25 protein-coding genes are annotated in these 20,241 nt (G+C 36.6%); 23 read left to right on the plus strand and 2 right to left on the minus strand.

Annotated elements, in window-relative coordinates; all coding sequences use genetic code 11:
- Positions 1-3: 3 nt before the first annotated feature.
- Positions 4-234 carry a hypothetical protein gene (locus CVULP_RS04215; RefSeq protein WP_099507642.1) on the minus strand — a complete coding sequence of 77 codons (231 nt, stop codon included), beginning with the start codon at positions 232-234 and terminating at the stop codon, positions 4-6.
- 407 nt (positions 235-641) lie between these two features.
- Between CVULP_RS04215 and CVULP_RS04220 the strand changes: the two genes are divergently transcribed.
- The 21 genes from CVULP_RS04220 (at position 642) to CVULP_RS08760 (ending at position 18,258) form a co-directional block, all read left to right on the plus strand.
- A complete protein-coding gene (locus CVULP_RS04220) occupies positions 642-1,034 on the plus strand; it encodes a hypothetical protein (RefSeq protein WP_099507643.1) in 393 nt (130 codons plus the stop codon).
- 3 nt (positions 1,035-1,037) lie between these two features.
- Positions 1,038-2,711: a portal protein gene (locus tag CVULP_RS04225; protein ID WP_099507644.1), complete on the plus strand. Its 1,674-nt coding sequence runs from the start codon at positions 1,038-1,040 to the stop codon at positions 2,709-2,711.
- Positions 2,708-3,337, plus strand: coding sequence for a hypothetical protein (locus CVULP_RS04230; RefSeq protein ID WP_099507645.1), 630 nt, complete (start codon positions 2,708-2,710; stop codon positions 3,335-3,337). Before CVULP_RS04225 ends, CVULP_RS04230 begins: the two co-directional genes overlap by 4 nt.
- A 268-nt stretch (positions 3,338-3,605) precedes the next feature.
- Entirely contained in the window at positions 3,606-3,857 is a 252-nt protein-coding gene (locus tag CVULP_RS04235; protein ID WP_099507646.1) for a DNA adenine methylase, read from the plus strand.
- A 257-nt stretch (positions 3,858-4,114) separates the two neighbouring features.
- Positions 4,115-4,462, plus strand: a complete 348-nt coding sequence (locus CVULP_RS04240; RefSeq protein WP_099507647.1) for a hypothetical protein — start codon at positions 4,115-4,117, stop codon at positions 4,460-4,462.
- 188 nt (positions 4,463-4,650) lie between these two features.
- Positions 4,651-6,234, plus strand: a complete 1,584-nt coding sequence (locus tag CVULP_RS04245; protein WP_099507648.1) for a terminase large subunit domain-containing protein — start codon at positions 4,651-4,653, stop codon at positions 6,232-6,234.
- A gap of 696 nt (positions 6,235-6,930) precedes the next feature.
- Positions 6,931-7,485 (plus strand): Coiled-coil domain-containing protein, encoded by a 555-nt coding sequence (locus CVULP_RS04250; RefSeq protein ID WP_099507649.1) that lies wholly within the window; start codon positions 6,931-6,933, stop codon positions 7,483-7,485.
- Positions 7,486-7,497: 12 nt separating this feature from the next.
- Positions 7,498-7,854: a hypothetical protein gene (locus CVULP_RS04255; protein WP_099507650.1), complete on the plus strand. Its 357-nt coding sequence runs from the start codon at positions 7,498-7,500 to the stop codon at positions 7,852-7,854.
- Positions 7,855-7,865: 11 nt separating this feature from the next.
- Positions 7,866-9,044 (plus strand): phage capsid family protein, encoded by a 1,179-nt coding sequence (locus CVULP_RS04260; protein WP_099507651.1) that lies wholly within the window; start codon positions 7,866-7,868, stop codon positions 9,042-9,044.
- A gap of 454 nt (positions 9,045-9,498) precedes the next feature.
- Positions 9,499-10,413, plus strand: a complete 915-nt coding sequence (locus tag CVULP_RS04265) for a hypothetical protein (RefSeq protein ID WP_099507653.1) — start codon at positions 9,499-9,501, stop codon at positions 10,411-10,413.
- On the plus strand, positions 10,413-11,378 hold the full coding sequence (locus CVULP_RS04270) for a hypothetical protein (RefSeq protein ID WP_099507654.1): 966 nt from the start codon (positions 10,413-10,415) through the stop codon (positions 11,376-11,378). The genes CVULP_RS04265 and CVULP_RS04270 overlap by 1 nt, the downstream gene beginning before the upstream one ends.
- Positions 11,375-12,349, plus strand: coding sequence for a hypothetical protein (locus CVULP_RS04275; protein ID WP_099507655.1), 975 nt, complete (start codon positions 11,375-11,377; stop codon positions 12,347-12,349). The genes CVULP_RS04270 and CVULP_RS04275 overlap by 4 nt, the downstream gene beginning before the upstream one ends.
- Positions 12,350-12,722: 373 nt before the next feature.
- Complete coding sequence (locus CVULP_RS04280; RefSeq protein ID WP_213276799.1) at positions 12,723-13,946, plus strand: hypothetical protein; 1,224 nt, start codon at positions 12,723-12,725, stop codon at positions 13,944-13,946.
- Between the two features lie 490 nt (positions 13,947-14,436).
- The gene (locus CVULP_RS04285; RefSeq protein ID WP_099507656.1) at positions 14,437-14,925 is read left to right on the plus strand and encodes a DUF4376 domain-containing protein; all 489 of its coding nucleotides are present in this window, start codon (positions 14,437-14,439) and stop codon (positions 14,923-14,925) included.
- Between the two features lie 11 nt (positions 14,926-14,936).
- Positions 14,937-15,065: a hypothetical protein gene (locus CVULP_RS04290; protein ID WP_257874403.1), complete on the plus strand. Its 129-nt coding sequence runs from the start codon at positions 14,937-14,939 to the stop codon at positions 15,063-15,065.
- Between the two features lie 596 nt (positions 15,066-15,661).
- Positions 15,662-16,054: a DUF1353 domain-containing protein gene (locus CVULP_RS04295; protein WP_099507657.1), complete on the plus strand. Its 393-nt coding sequence runs from the start codon at positions 15,662-15,664 to the stop codon at positions 16,052-16,054.
- Positions 16,051-16,236: a hypothetical protein gene (locus CVULP_RS04300; protein ID WP_099507658.1), complete on the plus strand. Its 186-nt coding sequence runs from the start codon at positions 16,051-16,053 to the stop codon at positions 16,234-16,236. The genes CVULP_RS04295 and CVULP_RS04300 overlap by 4 nt, the downstream gene beginning before the upstream one ends.
- Positions 16,237-16,881: 645 nt before the next feature.
- Positions 16,882-17,340 (plus strand): DUF5675 family protein, encoded by a 459-nt coding sequence (locus CVULP_RS04305; RefSeq protein WP_099507660.1) that lies wholly within the window; start codon positions 16,882-16,884, stop codon positions 17,338-17,340.
- A 10-nt stretch (positions 17,341-17,350) separates the two neighbouring features.
- Complete coding sequence (locus CVULP_RS04310; RefSeq protein ID WP_099507661.1) at positions 17,351-17,746, plus strand: hypothetical protein; 396 nt, start codon at positions 17,351-17,353, stop codon at positions 17,744-17,746.
- Positions 17,733-18,068, plus strand: a complete 336-nt coding sequence (locus CVULP_RS04315; protein ID WP_099507662.1) for a hypothetical protein — start codon at positions 17,733-17,735, stop codon at positions 18,066-18,068. The genes CVULP_RS04310 and CVULP_RS04315 overlap by 14 nt, the downstream gene beginning before the upstream one ends.
- Positions 18,069-18,072: 4 nt before the next feature.
- Positions 18,073-18,258, plus strand: coding sequence for a hypothetical protein (locus CVULP_RS08760; RefSeq protein ID WP_099507663.1), 186 nt, complete (start codon positions 18,073-18,075; stop codon positions 18,256-18,258).
- On the opposite strand, the gene CVULP_RS04320 is transcribed toward CVULP_RS08760, so the two are convergent.
- On the minus strand, positions 18,201-18,398 hold the full coding sequence (locus tag CVULP_RS04320; protein WP_180753077.1) for a hypothetical protein: 198 nt from the start codon (positions 18,396-18,398) through the stop codon (positions 18,201-18,203). The two genes, CVULP_RS08760 and CVULP_RS04320, sit on opposite strands and share 58 nt — an antisense overlap.
- Before the next feature lie 623 nt (positions 18,399-19,021).
- Here CVULP_RS04320 and CVULP_RS04325 point away from each other — a divergent pair.
- Together CVULP_RS04325 and CVULP_RS04330 are read left to right on the plus strand one after the other, a co-directional pair.
- Positions 19,022-19,342, plus strand: a complete 321-nt coding sequence (locus CVULP_RS04325; protein ID WP_213276674.1) for a helix-turn-helix domain-containing protein — start codon at positions 19,022-19,024, stop codon at positions 19,340-19,342.
- Positions 19,343-19,679: 337 nt separating this feature from the next.
- Entirely contained in the window at positions 19,680-20,000 is a 321-nt protein-coding gene (locus tag CVULP_RS04330) for a hypothetical protein (RefSeq protein ID WP_213276675.1), read from the plus strand.
- Positions 20,001-20,241: the final 241 nt, after the last annotated feature.

A 20,241-nucleotide genomic window follows, 5' to 3' on the forward strand; every position in this document is an offset into this window, starting at 1 on the left:
CCATTAATCCAACCTTTCTAATTCTTTTAAAGCTTTAATCATATAGCGTATTAAGAAATAGAAAAATAAGGCTATAATGATAATGCCTAGTAATGAAGCTGTAATTTGCATAGTATTAATGGTGCTAACATTTATCACAATAAAGGCAAAAATCCCAAATAAAGCGGTTAGCAATGCAAAAATAAGACTTTTGGCAAAATCTAAGCTATATTTTACTCTTTCTTTTCTACTCATAAAAGAATTATAGCTTAATTTTCTTAACCCTTTTTTTAAAAATGCAAAAATGCAAAAATGAAATAAATTTGTTAAAAATAGAGCGTTTTGGAGTGCTTATTAGTGAAATTTAAAACGCTTGCTAATTCAGCAAGAGTTATCCACTTTAGAAACTTGAAAGCTTTACAGCTTTCTTTTCTAAAGGCTTAGATTACCTCGTTACGCAAGATTTAAAATAAGCTTTGAAAGTTGTGGGCGTAACTCGGGGCTTTTGCGTAAGCAAAAGGGTGGGGACGCCTTTAGGTTTTTTACTTCAAACGCTGTGCGTTTTCGTCCCACGAGGTGCGAACGCTATCGCTTGAGAAGTTACTTTTAGCAAAAATCGCAATTTTTGCGTTAAAAAGTAAATTAAAATAGAAAGGAATAAAATGCCGATTTTAGATATAAGAGCAGGACAAGGGGCGTTAAGAAGTGTTAATCACGCCATAGCAAATTTGCAAAATGCAAGGGCTTTAAGAAGTAAAAATATAGAAAATGCTTTCCACACTTTTGGCAATGCCTTGCATAAACATAAAAGCCTAGAAGAGCAAATCAAAACAAACGAGTTAATGCAAAAAGAAAGAGAGCAAAACATAGAAAGCGGTGCGGAGGATTTAAAGGAAAAAAGGCGTTTTAATGCTTGGCTTGAAGCAAATTTTGAGCCGCAGAGCAAGGGCGAGAAAGTGAATTTTAAAGCCTTAGTTAAAACGCAAGAGCCTTTAAGTAACGAAGTGAAAAAACCAAGCACAATGCTAGAATTTGCAAATCTTTTAAAAAGGTAAAAAATGCTAAGTTTAGAGGAGTTAAAAGAGCTTTATCAAAACGACTTAAACGCAAATAAAATGAGCCTTAACGAATACAAAGAGGCAAAACGTTATTATCACGGCGACCAACTTAGAGAAATAGACAAGCAAACCATTTTAAACCGCAATCAAACGCCCATAATCGAAAATATCTTTAAAATGATCATTAACAAAATACTAGGCTACAAAGCACAAAGTATCAGCGAAATAAGAGTAAGCGGAAGGCAAAAAGAGGATAAAAACTTGGCTTATTTGCTTAATGACTTGCTTAAAGTTTTTTCACACTCAAGCTTTTATAATAAGGAAATGTCAAAAAAGGATTATGAACTAATATTTGGCTTAGCGGTGTGTGAGCTGTGGGTCAAAGAGGATAGTGAAAAAAATCGTTTCATCACGCTTAAAACGCTAAATACTAAGAGCTTTTTAATCGATGCTTACTCTAAGGACTTAAATGCAAATGATGCGAGGAGGTTTCATAAAAGGCTAGATATGGATTATTACGAGGCTAGGAACTTATTTAAAAAAGAGCTTGAAAATAATCAAAATAGCGTAGATAAAAGAACGGCTATCGTGGAAAGTTGGATAAAAGAAAAGGGCGTTTTTAACCGCTACATTTGGCAGGATAAGGCCATACTAGCCTATGAAAAAAGCCCGTTTAAAAATGGTATGCACCCCTTTTGCATTAGCAAATTTCAAATAGATGAGGATAATAAATGGTATGGACTTTTTAGAGATATAAAGCCTATGCAAGATTATATCAATTTCGCAGAAAATAAAATGGGAAACATGCTAGGAAGCTTTAAGGCCCTTTTTGAAGCCGACGCTGTGAGCGGGAGTGCTAGCGAATTTGTCGAGGCTTTAAGCATAGATAATGCGGTCGTAAAAGTAGCACCCAATTCTTTAAGGGATAATAAAATACAATTTATAAACCAGCACAACAACATTAACGCTTTAAGCGTAAAGGCGAACGAAAAAAGGAATTTGGCTAAGATTTTAAGCGGGCTTAATGATGAATTTCTTGGAATTGCAAATAACAGGCAAAGCGGCGACGCCATAGCACAAAGAAAAGAAGCAGGACTAATGGGACTGCAAGAGTTTCTAAACAAAAGCGATGATTTAGATAGGCTCATCTTCAAAAAAGCAATGGACTTGATGCAATTATATTTCACCAAAAAACAAGTTTTTAAAATCGTAGATAAGGACAGAGGGGAACGCTATTTTAGTATAAATGATAATGAGCAAAATGCGATTAAAATCGGTGCTTTTGATTTAGAATATAAATCGCAGGTTAAAACGGCGTCAAATGAGGAACGTTTCGTGCAGTGGAGTGAAATCCTCAAATCCCTACAACAAACCCAGCCTGAACTTGCAAGCGAGCTTTTACCTCTCATTTTAGAGGATATCGACAGCCCTATCGTGCAAAAGGTCAAGGAAGTAATGATGCAGGTTAAAGAAGCTCAGGCACAAAGGCAAAATGACACTTTAACGCAACTTCAGCAGCAAAAGATGCTACTAGAACTTCAAAAAGACGAGGCAGAGATAAGAGAAAAAAGAGCAAAGGCAGGGAAATACACAGCACAAGGTATGTTAGCTCATCAAATAAGCCAAGACGAAAATAAGCAAAGTATGCAAAAAGGCGGACAGGACTTAAGATGATAGATAAAAAGCTAAAAGATGAAATCAGGCTTTACTACGAAACACACGATGAGGACAATAAAGAAATCGCTAAGAAATTTAACGTCAAATACCGCACTTTAATGGTATGGGTAAATAAAGAAGCGTGGGAAAAGGCAAAGGGCTTAAAGGGCATAATGGAAAGCGAAATAAAAAAGGATATGCTAAAAAAGGAATTTGGCACAATCATCGATATGCAAAGCGAAAAAATCCAGCAAAAATTAAGAGAAAATCTTAGTGATAGTCTTTATAATGTCGATGAAATCTTACAAAAAAATCTGCTTGATAGCGTAACGGACGAAATACTAATCAAGGCAATGAGTTTAAATTTCTTACAAAAAAATATGGCACTTGGAGCCTTAATCGCAAAAGATGAATTAGTAAGAATGGTCAATCTAAGAAAAGAGCATAAAAGCGAGCCTGCTATCATAGCAGGGGCTGAAAAATTTGTAAGCATTTTAGGCACTTTACAAAAGAGCTTTTACGGCAATGATGATAGCGGGCTTAATCTGCAAGTGGTTAATATCAACGAGGATTTAAGCACACTTTCAAAGCGAGAATTATTAAAAAATTTGGAAGCCTTAGAGCATAAGGAAAAAGAGGAATAAACGCTAAAGGGTATTCTAGCCCCCTTAAAAGGGGGAGGCTTAATAAGCCTTGACTACTACTAAACAAAGTAGTATAATTATCACTAGAATTTTCAGCATTAAATTCACCGCCTTTCTGGGCGATTATTAGTGCTAAGGGTGGCAGCCTTTAGCACTCCACCCATTTAATTTTAGCAAAATTATCTTTAATTTTCTTCATTTCTTAACCCTTTTTTTAATGCTTTAATGATGTTATAAGCCTTTTTGAAAACTTTTAAAAAGGTAAAAAATGCTTAAAGAATACAAAACTTCCCCGCTAGCCTTTAATGGTAATAAGAAAAATATGCTAAAGCTTTTTAAAGAGGCTTTAGAGGATATGAAATGCTATGTTAATGAAAATACGATTTTTTACGATGTATTTGGAGGAAGCGGACTTTTGAGCCACGAGACAAAAAGAAATTTTCCAAATAATGAAGTGGTGTGGAATGATTTTGATGACTTTCAAAGCCGTTTAGATATGCTAAAAAAACGGAGGCTTTAAGGCTTAAAATCGTAGAAATTATCAAAAAGAAAGAGCATAAAAGAAAAGATAGAATAGAAAGCATAGAAAGGCAAAAGATAGAAAAGCTTTTAAAAGAAGAAGGCGAGTTTGACTACATACAACTTTCATCTTGGCTAAGATTTAGCGGGTCTTATGCTAAAGACTGCGAGGATTTTTTCAGAGCCAAAGAGTTTTATAACCGCTTAAATTATAATAAGGTTTTAGATAAAAAGGACTATTTAAAGGGCGTTGTAAGGGTGCAAAAAGATTATAGAGACTTGATAAAAGAAGCCAAAGAGCGGGGGAATTTCTTTTTCATTTTAGACCCACCTTACATACAGACTGATAAGGCTCATTATAGTGGCTTTTTTGGCATGAGGGAGTTTTTAGAGCTTATTGTAAATGTAGAAATGCCTTTTATTTTCTTTTCAAGTGCTAAAAGCGAAATTTTAAGCTTTATAGACTTTTGCAAAGAGCCACAAAACTTGCAAAACTTGCAAAACTTGCATTTTAAAAAGGCGAGTTTGGCTAATGGAAAGCTAGTCAATTATGAAAACTATGATTTTATATTTTACAAGCAAAAAAGCCTTTTTAGTGGTATTTAGAAAGGAGTTTCAAAAGGGCGTCTAAATCCTTGCTTTTTTCGTAAAAGCTTAAAAAGGGCTTAAATGCCCTTAATATTTGCATTTAAAACATTATATAAAAAAAGGATTAAAAATGCTTGAAATTTTAGAAGTTTTGGAAGTGGTATTGTTGGCTTACATCGCTTTAAAATTGACAAAAAGGCAAGAAAGTGAAAGAAGCGAGCGAGTATAAAAAAGAGCTTATTTTAAGGGCTTTGGCGAAAAAGGATTTTTATACCTTTTTGCGGCTTAAATGGGAAAGATACAACAAGGCGGCGTTTTTGGAAAACTGGCATTTTAATTATTTATGCGAGGTTTTAAGCCTTACCCTGCCCTATTATGCTAAGGAAAATAATGCGGAAATTTTAAGGCGTTTAATGCTAAATATGCCGCCAAGTTATGGTAAAACAGAAACCATAGCTAGAAGCTTTATCGCGTGGGCTTTAGGTAATGATAGAAAACGCAAATTTATTTATATCTCTTATAGTGATGAGCTATGTAAAAAAATATGTAATCAAGTAAGGGACTTGATAAAATCAAGCTTTTTTTTAAGTATCTTTGAGGAAAAGCCAAGTTTCTTACAAGATAATTCTAAAGAATTTGTTTTAAGCGAGGGGGGTGGGCTTTTTGTAACGACTTTAAAAAGTGCGATTACAGGTTTTCATGCTGATCAGATTTTAATCGATGATCCTATAAAAGTGAGTGCAATGAGTTCTAAAGCCGAGCGTAAGCTAGTTAATGAAAACTTTAAGGAAAGTGTTTTAACAAGACTTCAAAATACAAATTCCAACATTACCATTTTAATGCAAAGGCTAGGCTATGAGGATTTGTGCGGCTTTTTGCTAGATAAACGCAATTTCGAGGAAAACATCATAAATGAGTGGAAAATCCTTAAACTTGAAGCCTTAAATAAAGAAGCTAAGGTTTATAAAATAGGCAGTTTTAGCTACGAAAGAAAGGCTAATGAACCGCTTTTTGCTAAAAAGCACGATTTAAAGCAGTTAAAAGAGCTTGAACTTCAAATGGGAATAGACGCCTTTACCACGCAGTATCAGCAAGAGCCTCAAGCAAGTGAGGCGGGCTTTTTTGAAGGCGTGTATTTTAAAGAAATACCAAGCTATGAAATGAACGCAAATAATGAATATATGTTCATCGATAATGCTTTAAGCGTAGAGCAAAACGCAGATAATAGGGCCGTTGTAGTCATAGGCGTGGATAAAAACGAGCAAATGGAGCGTTACATTATAAAAGACTGCTTTTACGGCGTTTGGGACGAGGAAAAAACTCTAAGCGTGATAATAGAAGCCTTAATCAAATACAAAAAAGCAAAATGCTACATCGAAAACGAGGGCGGGGGAATTCTTTTAACACGGCTTTTAAATAAAGAAATCGTAAAGGTCAATGAAAAGCTTAAAAGGCAAAATTTAGAAATCATCACAAATGAAATAATTCCTTACAACGCAAATAGAAAAATAAGCAAGGTGGAGAAAATCAAGGCGATGAAGCCTTATTATAATAGCGGTGCTTTGCTCTTTTTAAACACGGCACAGGGTTTAGGCCAGATAAAAAAAGAATTGCTAGGCTTTAATCCTGCTAAGCCTTTTAGAAAAGATGACTGCATAGATTGCATAGCCAGTGCGATGAGTTTGAGCGAAGTGAAAAGCCCTCACATTGACGAAAATGAGCTTTGTGAGGAAAGTCCTATGCAAAAATTAAGAAAAAAAAGCTATTATGAAAGCAGGTGGAATATCTAGCCTCCCCACTCTACTAAAGAGGCTTAAAAAGTCAAGTTAAGTTTAAACTAAGCAGAGTGAAGTATAATTTTTTTGAAATTACTTTTAGCTCTTATCTTAGTTTTTTATAACTAAGATAAGGACAACTAAGACTACCATAAAAGCGATAATTTCAGTCATCTTTTAACCTCCTTTAGCATAAGCCTCCAGAGTTTCAACTTAACAATGCAATGATAACTAAAACTAGCTTAAAAAGCCTCATTTCTTAACCCTTTTTTTCTTTTTAACTTTTTTCTAAGATTTTGCAAAATTAAAGGCGAATTTGCTTTTGCGGAAATTTAAAAGACTTTTTAAAGGCTTATTTTAAACCCTTATTTATTCAGCAAGAGTTTTTCACAAATGAAACTTAAAGGCTTACGCCTTTTTTCATTTGGAAAAAATTGCTTCATTGCATAAGGTTTAAAATAAGCTAGGAAAGTAAATTAAAAGCTAAACACGGCTTTTGCTCTGGAAAAAGCGACGGATTGGGCTTTGCAAGTTCTGGGAGTAACTCGGAGCTTTTGCGTTAGCAAAAGGGTGGGGACGCCTTTAGGTTTTTTACTTCAAACGCGGTGCGTTTTCGTCCCACGAGGTGCGAACGCTATCGCTTGAGAAGTTACTTTTAGGCAAAATCGAAATTTTGCCGATGAAAAGAACATTAGAAAGAAAGGAGTTAAGATGAGTGAGGACTTTAGCACAAGCACACAGGAAGAGGAATTAAGTGCTTTAGAAAATGAGATAAGCCAAGCGGAGGCTAGTTTGGAGCAAGATTTCGCTAAATACGCTGCACAGAATTTAGACGAGGAAAGCGAAGAGCTATTTTTCGAGGATAAAGAGGCCTTTATAATGAAAATTTTGCAAATGCAAAATGACTTTTTAAACGAGGGCTTAAGGGCTAAAATGCAAAGGGCGGACACTTTAAAAAGTGATATCGAGGGTAAAAAGCAAATGCAAGGCATTGAGGCGGCACAAAAAGAATTCTTAGAAGCACACCCAGACGCTGATATGGCTGCGTTAATGGAATTTTATGAGGAGGAATTAGGTGCAAAATACAAAAAAGAATTAGACAAATTAGAGCCGAAAGACTTTTTTACGACCCTTTATGAGATTTATCAAATGAGAAATAAAAAGGGCGATGAGGAGGAGCATTTGCCGCGTGAGCTTGAAGCTAACGAAGCAGATGCAAGTGTAAGCAGTGTAGGCAGTGAGGATATGCCTATGAATAGACTATAAAAAGGAGTAAAGATGTATCAACAAAGAGTAAAGCATGTCTCTTACCTTTCTAAAATCGTTGTTGATTTAGATAGCGTTGGGACGGAGTATGAAGCCCTAGTTTTACCTAGAGGTGCGGAGGTTTTACAGGTAAGCTTGGAAGTTTTAGAGCAAGTTGCGGGAACGCTTGATGTAGGTTTAAACGATACGCAGGACTTTTTTATCAATGATTTAGACTTAAATCAAAAAAGCATCAGCGTAAGTGCTAAGGTCTGCGAAACTAAGGAAGTGAGTTTTGTGAAGCTTAAATTGGCCAATGAGGTGGCAAGCGGTAAGGTGGCTTTAAGAGTGCTTTACTTCTTACCTAGTGAAATAATGACTGAATATTAAAAGGAGTGAAAATGCCATTGAGTGATTTAAATAAAATTAATATTAGCGACTGGAAAAATGATCCTAGCGTTGGCGTAAATATAGGTAAGGTTATAGAAAAAGCCTCTTGGAAAAAAAGCATTTGGCAGCCTTTTGTAGGGGCTGGAAATGATAGGGGGATAAGAACCTATAAAGTCCAAGATGACCAGCCTTACAGACCTAGACTAAAAGCACAATTAACAGGAAGCGGAGTTAAGGGAAATGCGGACTTTGATACAAATTTCGATAATTTGGAAATCTTAAGTCAGACGGTATTCCCTGAAGTGATAGGAAATGCCTTAAAAAGCCCGATTAAGCAATATAGCAAAATCCAGCAAATCGACTTCATCAAAGAAGCGACCGATAGTTTGACGGACTGGATAGTCGATAAAAGGGATCGTTATTTTGTTACGGCTTTGAGTAATGACATCACAAACTGCGTAGTGTGTGATGCAAATGATGGCTTTAAAGATACGAGTAAAGAAACAAGCGTGCCAAATGCTAGTAAGAAAATCGTAGCAGGAGATGTGCTAAATGTCAAAGCCTTACGCCGTGCTATTTTTATGGCAAGAGCAGGCAAAAACTACAAAAACAAAGACGCCTTTCCTATCAAGCCTATAAGAAGCACGCAACATACTCAAGGAGGCATTAGCATACAAAATTACTCTTACATCATCTTACTTGATAGCTATCAAATCAACCAGCTTAAAAACGACCCAGAGTGGGTGGCTATGCAAAAAGTAGGCGTAAGAGGAGATAAAAATAATCTTTTCACAGGCTTAGTAGGCTTAATCGATGAATGCCCAGTTATTGATATGGGTGTATGGACTAAGATGCAAAGCGGCTTTTTAAATAGTGAAATTAGCGATGCGGACTTTAAGGCTAATATCTACGCACCAAATCATAAAAAAATAACCCCTCCGTCTTCTTACGCTGACGCCCAGCCGGTGTCAATAGGCTTTTTAATAGGAGCCTCTGCGCTTGTTTTAGTGGGGAATGAGCAAGTGAATTTTTATGTAAGCGAGAGCGAGGATGCAGGGCGTAAAATCATATGCGGAGCGGATAGGCTTTTAGCCGTTAGTAAAGGTCGTTTTGAAAGTGCGAACGGGGTTTTAAGCGTGTATGATAATAGCGACTTTGCGACCATTGGGATTTTCTCCAGTAAGGAATAAGATGGTTTTGTTTTGTGAGAGTTTTTTAAAAGAAGGGAAAGTTTAGGCGAGAATTCAAAAATTGCTTATTCAACGCGGTTAATCACAAATGAAGCTTAAACGCTTAAAAGCGTTTTTTCATTTGGATTAAAGCGTTTCATTACGCTAATTTTTGCAATTCTCTTGGAAAGTGAATTTAGGACAAAATTTAAAGTCTTTGCAAAGAGTTATCCACTTTAGAAACTTGAAAGCTTTTAAATTCTTAGAAAGTAATCTTTTCAAAAGGCTTTTTTGAAGCTTTTTTAAAGGAAAGTTTAGGCGAGAATTGAAAAAAAGGTGCTTAAAAGGAAATTTAAAGTCTTTGCTAATTCGGCAAGAGTTATCCACTAAGGGCTAAATTGCCTCGTTATGAAAGGTTTTAAATTTCTTAAAGCTTTTTGTATTCTTAAAAGTGTAATCAGGGTAAGGGTCGAAAATGAACTACGAACATAGTGCATTAAATGATATAAACGCTAAAATAGAGCAGATAAACACGCTAATAAGCCAGGTGCGTGAGGAATTTAACGAAGCTAAGGCTAAAGAGCTTTTAAGCGGGAGTTTTAAAGAGCTTGAAAAAGCACAAAATGACAAAATAACAGAAACGAGCCTTAATGCTTTTACCGAGCTTAAGGCAAGTATGGATAATCAAATAAGCGAAAAAACTACGGCTTTATTTGGCGAAAATAAAACCGAGCTTTTAAGTCTTGTTTTGAAAAATCTCAATTTAGAAAATGAAAGCGAAAAAATAGCTAGGGAGTTTTTAAAGCAAAATAAAGAAAGCTTTAATCAAATAGCAAGGGACTTCTTAGAGGCTGAAAACTTAGAAAGCTTTATCGCTGAAAATAAAGAGGCTTTAAAAGAGCAAATCAAAGAATTTGAAAGCGAAAAAGAGGCTAAAAAAGAGGCTTTAAACACGGCCTTAAATGAGCTTGATCTAAGCGTAAAAAGAGCGGTGGAAATCAAGGCTGATGAGGAACTTAAAAGCTATATCGCAAAAAATAGCGTAGAGGTGTTTAAGCCCTTTTCACTGCATTTTTTAAAAGATAGCTTTTTAAATGATGAGTATTTTAGAGGCAAGGTAAGTGCTGAAAGTAAAAGAGCGACTAAGGAATTTTTAGAGCAAAACCACTTAGAAAGCACGAGTGAGGCACTTTTAAAGATAAATGCTGACTTAGCGGAGGGCTTTTTCAACTCTCATTTCATCAAGGAACAAGCCTTTTTACAAAGCCTTACTTTAAGTGCTATGAATTTAAATAATGAATTAAGACATATAAGCGAGATAATGAGCAATTTAATAGGCTTTGAGAACGGCGAGGATTTAGCCAATAAGAAAGTATTTAAGGTAATTTAATGAGTGATTTAGTTTTAAGACATAAAGGCGAAGAGGCTTTTGAGGAACAAGAGCCTAAAAAACCAAGTTTAGAAAGCTTTTTAAAAGAGGAAAACGCTCAAAACACAGAAAATGAAAAGCTAGATGAAAATATCAAAGCCTTAGATGAGGCAAATAAAGAAGCTCTGCAAGAGCAAAACGAGCCGTCCCCTCCGCGTGTGCTTAATCTGCCTTCTAATGTAAGCACGGGAAGCAAAATTTTAGATGAAAAGATAAAAAAGAAAGAATTAAGCTTATATGACATCTATGCTTTAAAGAAAATGGGCTTAAATAGCACGGCTTTAAACGAGGCGATGAAAGATAAAAGCGTCATTGTAGGAGGCGAAAACGGCGAAAATAGCCTAAGCCTTAAAGGCGAATTTGGTGCTAGGGTAAAAAGGCTAAATGGCGATAAGGATTACGAGCAGTTAAAAGAGCTTAATAACGCTTTTGAAAACTTAAATAGCATAGTAGCGAACTCAAACGAAACAAGCGGAATTCAAAACCATCTAGCAAGAAAATGGAGTAATATGACTAATCATTTCATTTTTAGTGCTGATGAGGGAAATCAACAACGCATTTTTGATGAAAGTAATCTTTATGGAAACTACCTAAACGCCATCAAGCTAAGAAGCGGAGGCACGCAAAAAGAAAGAGCGAGAATGACGGAGGCTTTGAATTTCGGAGGACTGAACGCCGAGGCGACAAGGCAAAAGGCTTTAAGCATTTATGAAAACTTTTTTCAAAGGCAAAATAATGCCCTAAAGGTTTTAAAAAGTAAGGGTTATGATGAGGGGACAATCTTTGAGGCTTTAGGCGAGGAGGGACGGAATAATTTCATCAATAATAGAAAGGCTTACGAGTATTTAAAAAGCAATGAATTTGACAAAGACGAGTTTGAAAAGGTGTATAAATATGGAGAATTTTTTAAAGGAGGTAAAAAGTGAGCGAGTTAAAAGAAGTTTTAAAGGCTGAAACGACTGACGGCGGCGGCTTGGATACTGAGGGCGGAGATTTAAATCAAGGCGGTGCGGTAGAGGGCGGCACGACTGACGGAAGCGGCACGACTGACGGGAACACGCAAGCGGATTTAAATCAAGGCGAGGCTATTGACGGCGAGGCTGACACGCAAAAGCCTGAACTAAGTGAAGCGGAATTATTAAAAAAGCTTGAAAATGCCCTAGATAAAAATACCGCTTGGCTAGAGCAAGTGAAACTAACCCTTTTGGCTGTTTATGGTCTCTTTAAAACACACGAGAGCCTTAAAAAAGGCTATGAATTTGTTTTAAGTGAGGCAAATAAAATCCTAGAGGATACAAGAGGCGTTTATAACGACACTCTAGCCATAAAAGAAAGCACTGCCGAGCTTAATGAAGATGTAAAAGAGACTATAAAAGCTCATTTAAAGCTTATGGAGCTTAAAAGTGCAAAGCTCGAAGAACTGGTCAATAATGCGCGTGAAATTATGCAAAGTGTTGAGCGTTTTAGAGACGAGATAATCGAAGCAGAAAACAACATCGCACACGATAAAGAGCAGATTAAGCTCTTTGTAGCTAGGGTCGAGGCTTTGAGGCTAGAATTAGATAGCATAGACACAAGGCTAGAAAGAGCGGCTACGCTCATCGCTAAGTTTGAAACGCTTTATGGGGAGAAAAAAGCGGAATTTACGCACACTTTAAACGAGGCTATCGCACAATTTGAGGGCTTTAAGTCCTTTGTGGATATGACAAGGGCTGATTTTGAAAGCCAAAAAGAGAGCATTAAGGCTGAAATCAACGAGACAAAAGAGGAGGCGAAAGAGGAGCTAAAAGAAAGCGTTAGGAATAATTTGGGTGCGGTTTGGTCTCACATCTTTGACATTGAAAGGCTTTTAATGGAAAAAGGCGTGGTGAATTTAGGCGAAGCAGTTGTTGAGTGAAAACTAAAGGTTTTTTAGGTGCTTAAAGGGAAAATCAAAACGCTTTCAACTTAGGCGCGGTTATCCACTTTTGAAGCTTGAAAGGCTTATCGCCTTTCTTTTCAAAAGGGCTAAAGCGTTTCATTTTGAAAGATTTTGATTTTCTTAGGAAAGTTTAGGCGAGAATTCAAAATCTTTAAGCGTGAAATTTAAAACGCTTGCTAATTCGGCAAGAGTTAAGCACTTTAGAAACTTGAAAGGCTTTCGCCTTTCTTTTCTAAAGGCTTAAATTACCTCATTACGCAAGGTTTTAAATTTCTTTGGAAAGTGCCTTAACCCTGACGGATTTTAGGCAAATTAGGGTAGTTTTTAATAAAAAAAAGGAGGTAAAAAAATGAGTGAAAATTTAACGCAAATCGAGGCGGATTTAAGGCAAAGTAGTGAGGCTTTGCAGGATTTAAGAAGCAAGTATGACGGGGCTTTGGTTAAGATCAATGAGGCAAATGAAGCGTGCAAAAATGAGCTTGAAGCTAAAAAAACACAGGCACTAGAGGCACTTGATGCAAGTAAGGCCGAGCTTGGTGAGAAAATCAGGGCTTTGGAAAGCCTTTTCATCACGGACGAAAATCAAATCTTAATCAAAGTAGGAAATAACGCCGATAATGGGGAAATCGCCTCTTTAAAAGAGGCTTTAAACCTAGCTTTAAAATACTCCCCTAGCATACCTGCAAATGTAACGCGTGAAAAAAATAGGGTCGTTGTGGAGATCCAAGAGGGCTGGGAGTGGGTCGAGCCGATAGGGCTTTATCATATAGACTTATCTCATATCATCTTAACGCAAAAGAATTTTGATGTGCCGATAATGTGCGATTTTAGTAGGGAAAATATGCATGCGGATAATGGCTTACTAGTCAAGCTTTATTTAGATAATTCTAAAATAAGCATTAAAAAGCTAAATTTAAAGGCGAAGGCTAAGGAGCTTACGGAAAATGCGTGTTGGTTTAATAATTATATTTACTCACGCTTTGGAAGTAAGGTGTTTATAGAGCATTTAAAGCTTGATGATAGTTTGCTAACAACTAGGGCGCGTGGCACGGCTGGGGGATATACCATCTTCACAGATGATGGCTCACAGCTTTTGGCTCATAAGATAGAGATTATCAAAAGTGCCGCTACTAATGAAGGCTTTTGTGTGTGTGAAAACTCTAGGGCTTATGTGGAGCACTTAATCCTAAGCGGGGGGAATAATAATTATAACGGCGTGGTTATAGGCACCTCCTCAAGTGCTTATATAGAAAACATCACCATAAGCGGAAATAGCGGCCATAACGGCGTGTTTATAGTCACCTCCTCAAGTGCTTATATAGGAAACATCACCATAAGCGGACGCTCCGCTCATCAACACTTACTCGCTGATGGCTCAAGGCTCATCAATCACGGCGGCTGTAATTTCACAAACGGCACCACGGGGAATAATCAAAAACTAGCCATAATTAGAGGATCCTTAGTCACCGTGGCTGGAAATGGCTACTCACGCGGGGCTGGAAATGATGCCAATCAAGCGGTTAATGTGTGGTCAGCTCATGGTAGCTGGTGCTTTTATGGTAATAGGACTTAGGGGAATTTTGGCTTGGTTGAGTTTAGAAACTCTTTAAGGTGAAATTTAAAACGCTTTCACACTCGGCAAGAGTTATCCACTTTAGAAACTTGAAAGGCTTTCGCCTTTCTTTTCTAAAGGGCTAAATTGCCTCGTTATGAAAGGTTTTAAATTTCTTAGGAAAGTTTAGGTGAGAATTCAAAAAGGTGCTTAAAAGGAAATTTAAAGCATTTGCAAAGAGTTAAGCACTTTAGAAACCCCAAAGCTTAAAAGCTTTCTTTTCTAAAGGCTTAAATTACCTCATTACGCAAGATTTAAAATAAGCTTAGAAAGTTGTGGGCGTAACTCGGGGCTTTTGCGTAAGCAAAAGGGTGGGGACGCCTTTAGGTTTTTTACTTCAAACGCTGTGCGTTTTCGTCCCACGAGGTGCGAACGCTATCGCTTGAGAAGTTACTTTTAGCAAAAATCGCAATTTTTGCGTTAAAAAGTAAATTAAATAGAAAGGATAAATATGACAAAAATGCAAAATGTAGAATTAAGCACGCTGTGGGCGGATTTGAGTGTAGAGAGTATAAAGGCAAATTGGGAATGGGCTTTGACGCATCCTTATTTTAACCAGTGGCTTGAAAATGCAGAGCCTAGTGAGCTTTTAGAAGTCAAAAAAGAGCTTAAAAAAAGAGAAATTACACAAAAAAGGGACGAGGCTATAAATGGAGGTGTGGAGTATAAAGGTAAGACTTTTCAAAGTGGGGAAAAGGATAGAAATTTGCTAACTTCCACGACTGCACTTTTTAGCATAACCAAACAAGTGCCGCAGGGCTTTAAATGGATAGCTAAGGATAATGAGGCTGTAAGTTTCACTTTGGAGGATTTAATCAATTTAGGTGGGATTATGGCTAATGCTGTAAATTTACACACGATGAAGGCAAGAGAGCTAAAAGATAGGGTCGAAAAGGCTAAAAGCGTGGCTGCACTTGAAAAGATAGCTGTGGAGTTTTAAAGGTGTTTGAGGTGGTTGCCACTTTTGGGCTTGATGATGTGCTAGAGTGCTTAAAAATCACGGGGCTTTTTGCTTTGGTTTATAGCGTGAGTGCTTTGGTGGGCTTTTGCTTTGTGAATTTTCTTTTTGAAAGGCGTTAAGGGCCTCTTTACTCCGCTAAAGAGGCTTAAAAATAAAAGCGTTTAAGTTTAAACTAAGCGGAGCAAAGTATAATTTTAAGATTATATTTAGTTTCTTATTTTAGCTTTTAAGGGCTAAAATAAGGACGATTAAAACTACTACAAAAGCAATAATTTCACCCATCTTACCTCCTTTAGCATAAGCCTCCAGAGTTTAGCAACTTAAACGCACAAATTCTAACTAAATTTAGCTTAAAAACTGCCTTTCTTAACCCTTTTTTTCTTTTTAACTTTTTTCTAAGATTTTGCAAAATTAAGACAAGAGCTAAAACTCTTTAAGGTGAAATTTAAAACGCTTTGTTTAGGTGCTTATTCGGCAGATTGAGCGAAAATCAAAACGCTTTCACACTCAACGCGGTTAAGACACTTTAGAAACTTGAAAGGCTTAAAGCGTCTCGTTATGAAAGATTTTGATTTTCTTAGGAAAGTTTAAAATAAGCTAGGAAAGCAAATTCAAAGACACGGCGTGGGCTTTGGGTGTAGCAAGTTTAAAAGGCAAAATTTGGGTTGGCGAATTTACTTCGCCTGATGAAAGTAGGTAAAAAAAGGTATAAAAAATGAGTTTAAAAAGGGTTGTTGTAAAGCCTTATGATAGGTATAAATTTGAGGTTTGGGAGGATTTTAGCTATCAAATAAAGCTAAATGAAAATGAGTTTATAAGTGGGGTCGTGCCGAAAGGTTACACGACTGATGGAGCAAGTATACCACGCATTTTTTGGAGTTTTTATCCTCCTTATAAAAGTGAGTATTTTAGCGCTTGCGTGCTGCATGATTATCTATGCAGCCGTGCAATGCATGAAACAAGCATAAAAGAGGCTTATAAAAGGGCGGATTTGGTTTTTTATAAGCATTTAAAAGCTTTAAATGTCAATGCTTTAACCTGCTTTATCTTTTATCACTGGGTGGATAAGTTTCATAAGCTTAAATGCTATTTTAAAGGGTGGAAATGACGCCTTTGATGAAAAATAGGGTTGTTAAGGCTAGGGTGATTTGCGAGGAGCTTTATCATTTAAATGAAGACAGCTTAGAATTAGTGCTTGAACTTATAAATGATGATGAAATCTTTGATAAATATGGCGAAACGCTGGAGAATTTAAAGGAAAATTTGGAAAAAACGCATAATTTGCTTTAAGCCGAGAGCCTTACAAATCGGCAGTAAGTATTGTTTAAGGATAAGCTAAGTAAGGCTACTCTATAATTCGTTAAATGGTTTGGGTTAGTTAAAGAGTGTTAAAATCTCTTTAATTAGCCTTAATGTCTCTACGATAAGCTTTAAAATCTTAATCCATAAATCCATTTTAGCCACCTTTCTCCACCGAGTTTAGCAACTTAAACGCACAAATTCTAACTAAATTTAGCTTAAAAACTGCCTTTCTTAACCCTTTTTTTCTTTTTAACTTTTTTCTAAGATTTTGCAAAAAATTGTTTTAAGATGAAATTTTTAAGGTGCTTATTTTAAATCTTTACTAAAGGGGTGCATTTAGGCGAAAATCAAAACGCTTTCAACTTAGGCGCGGTTGCCCACTTTAGAAACTTAAACCCTAACGGGTTTTCTAAAGGGTCAAAGCGTCTCGTTATGAAAGATTTTGATTTCTTAAAAGCAAATTTAAAGGCTAAACAAGGCAAATGCGAAGCATTTGGGACGGACTGGGCTTAGAAAATTCTGGGCGTAACTCGGGGCTTTTGCGTTAGCAAAAGGGTGGGGACGCCTTTAGGTTTGCTACTTTAAGGCGAATTTACTTCGCCTGATGAAAGTAGGTAAAAAGGTAGGTATAAAATGAAAATAGAAATTATTAACAGGTATCAGGGGAAATCTTGCGTTATTGGCAAGTTTAAGGTTTATGATGAAAATAGCGAAATGCTCTTTGAGTGCTTTGCTTTGCAAGAGGATACGGCTGGGCTTGAAAGTGGCAAGGACTTAAGAATTCCCGCTGGGGTGTATAAGCTAAAAAGACACCCAGGAAGTAGGTTTGAGGCAACTTTGAGGAAAATTACAGGCAACGAAAAAGATCAAATGCTAAATGTATATAATGACTTAGTGCCTTATGAAAGGCATATTTTGATACACTGGGGAAACACAGACAAAGATACGCAGGGCTGCATTTTACTTGGGCAGACAAAGGCAAGTAATGAAAGCATTGGAGGAAGTAGAGCGGCTTGCAAGGAGTTTTATGAGCTAATGCGAGGCGTAAATTTAGATATGGTCGAGCTAGTGGTAAAAGATGAGTTAGAATAAAGGGGAGAAAATGGGTTCTAGTGCGGTAGAATTAATCAATCAAGGGCAGTTAATCAGCTCTTTGTCCTCAACTGGGCTTTTGGCTTTGCTTGTGGTGGTGCTTGTTTATATAGTCGCACATTTATATAAACAACAACAAAATATCATCATAGTAAGGCAAGAAAAGCAGGTTAAGGGCATAGAGGAGATTAAAGAGGGCATAAAGGAGAGTAATACTCTAGCTAAAGAGCAGATAAAGAATTTAAAGGAAAATAACCAGAATATGATGAAATTTATCGAGCTTCATTGTGCTGGAGCAAATGAGAAATTAGGCAAGATAGATGGGGATTTGAGTGAGCTTAATCGAAGAATAAGCCTAAATCCTCGTTTAGAGGCTATGCTAAAGGAGAAAAATGAGCGGAGTTAAGAGCTATTTGGCTGTGGGGATTTTGGCTCTTGCTTGTTTGAGTTCTCTTTTTTACATCAAGGCTTTAAAGAGTGAAAATGCAAGGCTTGAGGATAGTTTAAGGCTTACGATTAATACCAATAAGCAATTAATGCAGAATTTAGCCTACTTAAAGGCTGAAAATGAAAAGGCTTTAAAGCTTTCTTTTGAGGCAAGTCGTGCAAAAAGTGCGGAAAATGTGAGAGTGCAAAAGGTCAAAGAATACATCTATAAGGAGGTTGAGCGTGGGGAGAATAATCTTACTAAGCTTTTTAACGCTATGCTTGATAGGCTGTTCGAGTAAGGGCGTGAGCGTCGTGCAAAGCGTGAGAGTGGAGAGGGTGAAAGTGCCAAGTGAGCTGCTAGAGCTTGAGCCTTTACAAAAGCCCATTATAAAAAGCGAAATAGACATCTTAAACGCTTATTCAATGCTCTTTTATAAGTATAAGCAATGCGTGATAAATATAGAAAAAATAAGGGAGCTAAGCAAGTAACTATTGCTAAGAAAGCTTTGAGGGTTTGCCTCTAGGGCGTTTTGGGTGCGTAAATCGCAAAAGGTGGAGTAATCGACCTCTTTGCCGTCTGCTGTATAAACTTCTTTATGTCCGTTGTAATCGCAGGTTAAAAATGTCATTTGTTGTCCTTTTAAGTTTGATTTTTAGCATTAAAGAACCGCCCTTTCTTTAATGCGTGGTATCGTTTAAGCGTAAGCTAAGGCGGTAAAGACTACAATTTAACGCTTATAAAATGTTTTGGTTTTAGTTAAAGAGTTTCAAAAACTCTTTAACTAGCCTTAAGGCTAAAATTAAAATTTCTAAAATCTTAATCCACATTTAAGCCTCCTTTCTGCATTAAAGAAAGTCTAGCTAACTTAAACGATATTACTTATTTTGTAAGTAATGATATAATTATTTTATATCCTTTAAGCTTTCATTAAACTCGCCCCTTGTATAATAGGGGCTGAGTTTATTTGTAAAGTTTAATTTGAAGCTTGATTTTAAAGAGCTTCATTTTAAACCTTAAAACAAACCCTTTAAACTTCTTTGACTTCATAAAAGCCCTTTCATTTAAAAAAGTTTGCATTGACCTTTTAAGGCGACTTTGGCTGAAACCTTATAAAAACACTTTTTTAATGTTTTTATGTGATAATTATACTAGATTAATACTTAATATTAACTTAAATTAACACTAATTTATTAAAATATTGACTTTTTAACATTAAAATAGTATTATTTTGTAAAAATTTGAGGAGTAAAAATGGATAAAGAGCAATTTTTAACTATGATGAAAGAGCTAGGTTGTAAAAATAAAAAAGAGTTAGCAAAAATTTTAAATATGCCCTATAATTCTGTGAATAATTGGGGGAATGTGCAAAAATTTCCCCCTTATGTAGAGCCTTTTTTAAATGCCCTTGTAAAAGCCAAAAAATACGACGAGGCTTTAGGCTCTGGCGTGGATTTGGGGTCGGCTGGGTCGGCTGAAAATGTGGAGGCTTTGAGGCTTGAAAATGTGAGGCTTAGGGAGGAGTGTGAGAAATATGAGGCTTTAAAAAGGGCGTTAAAAGAGGCTTTGGCTTAAAAAATTTGGATTTGTTAAGCTTTTTAGCTATAATCCACTAAACCCAACCCAAAATGGGCTGGGAAGTGGTTGTTATTTAAGCTTAAGGGCTATTTTTAGCCCTAAGAGCTTAATTTTTAAAACCACCTTTTTGAACTTCAAAACTTTCATTTCAAAGCCTTTCAAGTGGTATCTACCCACCCACCCTGCCTTAAATACCCTTTTGAATATTTAATTAAGATAATTATAGCCTTAATAATATTAAATTAAACTTAAAAATATAAACTTTTGCATATTTTTTTATAAAAATAATATTATTTTTAATATTTATGTTATAATCACAAAAAAGGAGTTGGAAATGACTAAAGAAAATTTTAAAAAGCTTTTTGTGGAAGCGGGATTTAAAGGTAAGCAAGAATTGGCCGAGCTTTTGGGCTTAAATTATAGCAGTGTCAATGCGTGGGGAAGTGTCAAGCCCTATCCTAAATACCTTAAATCGTGGTTTGAAAACTATATCAAAGCCAAAAAATACGACGAGGCTTTAGGCTCTGGCGTGGATTTGGGGTCGGCTGGGTCGGCTGAAAATGTGGAGGCTTTGAGGCTTGAAAATGTGAGGCTTAGGGAGGAGTTAAGGGAGTATGAGGAGCTTAAAAGCGTGCTAAAAAGGGTGCTTTTGTAGCTTTCACGGCGTTTGATTGTGCTTTGCGGCGATGAATTTGCGGCTTTAAAGTCGGCTTTGCTGGGTTAGTTCTGCGGTGCCTTGCTTTTGGCTTAAACTTCGCTTGAAAGGGGTTTCACTCACGGCTTTTGCTGTTTGTATCCTTTCACGGCGTTTCAAGTCGCCTTTCACGCTTAGCTTCTTATGCCGACTTTCACGCCCGCATAAAAGAGCGATAAACGAGCCTTTGCCGCCGCCCGCA

The sequence above is a fragment of the Campylobacter vulpis genome, assembly GCF_014217995.1.
In the GTDB taxonomy this organism is placed as follows: Bacteria; Campylobacterota; Campylobacteria; order Campylobacterales; family Campylobacteraceae; genus Campylobacter_D; species Campylobacter_D vulpis.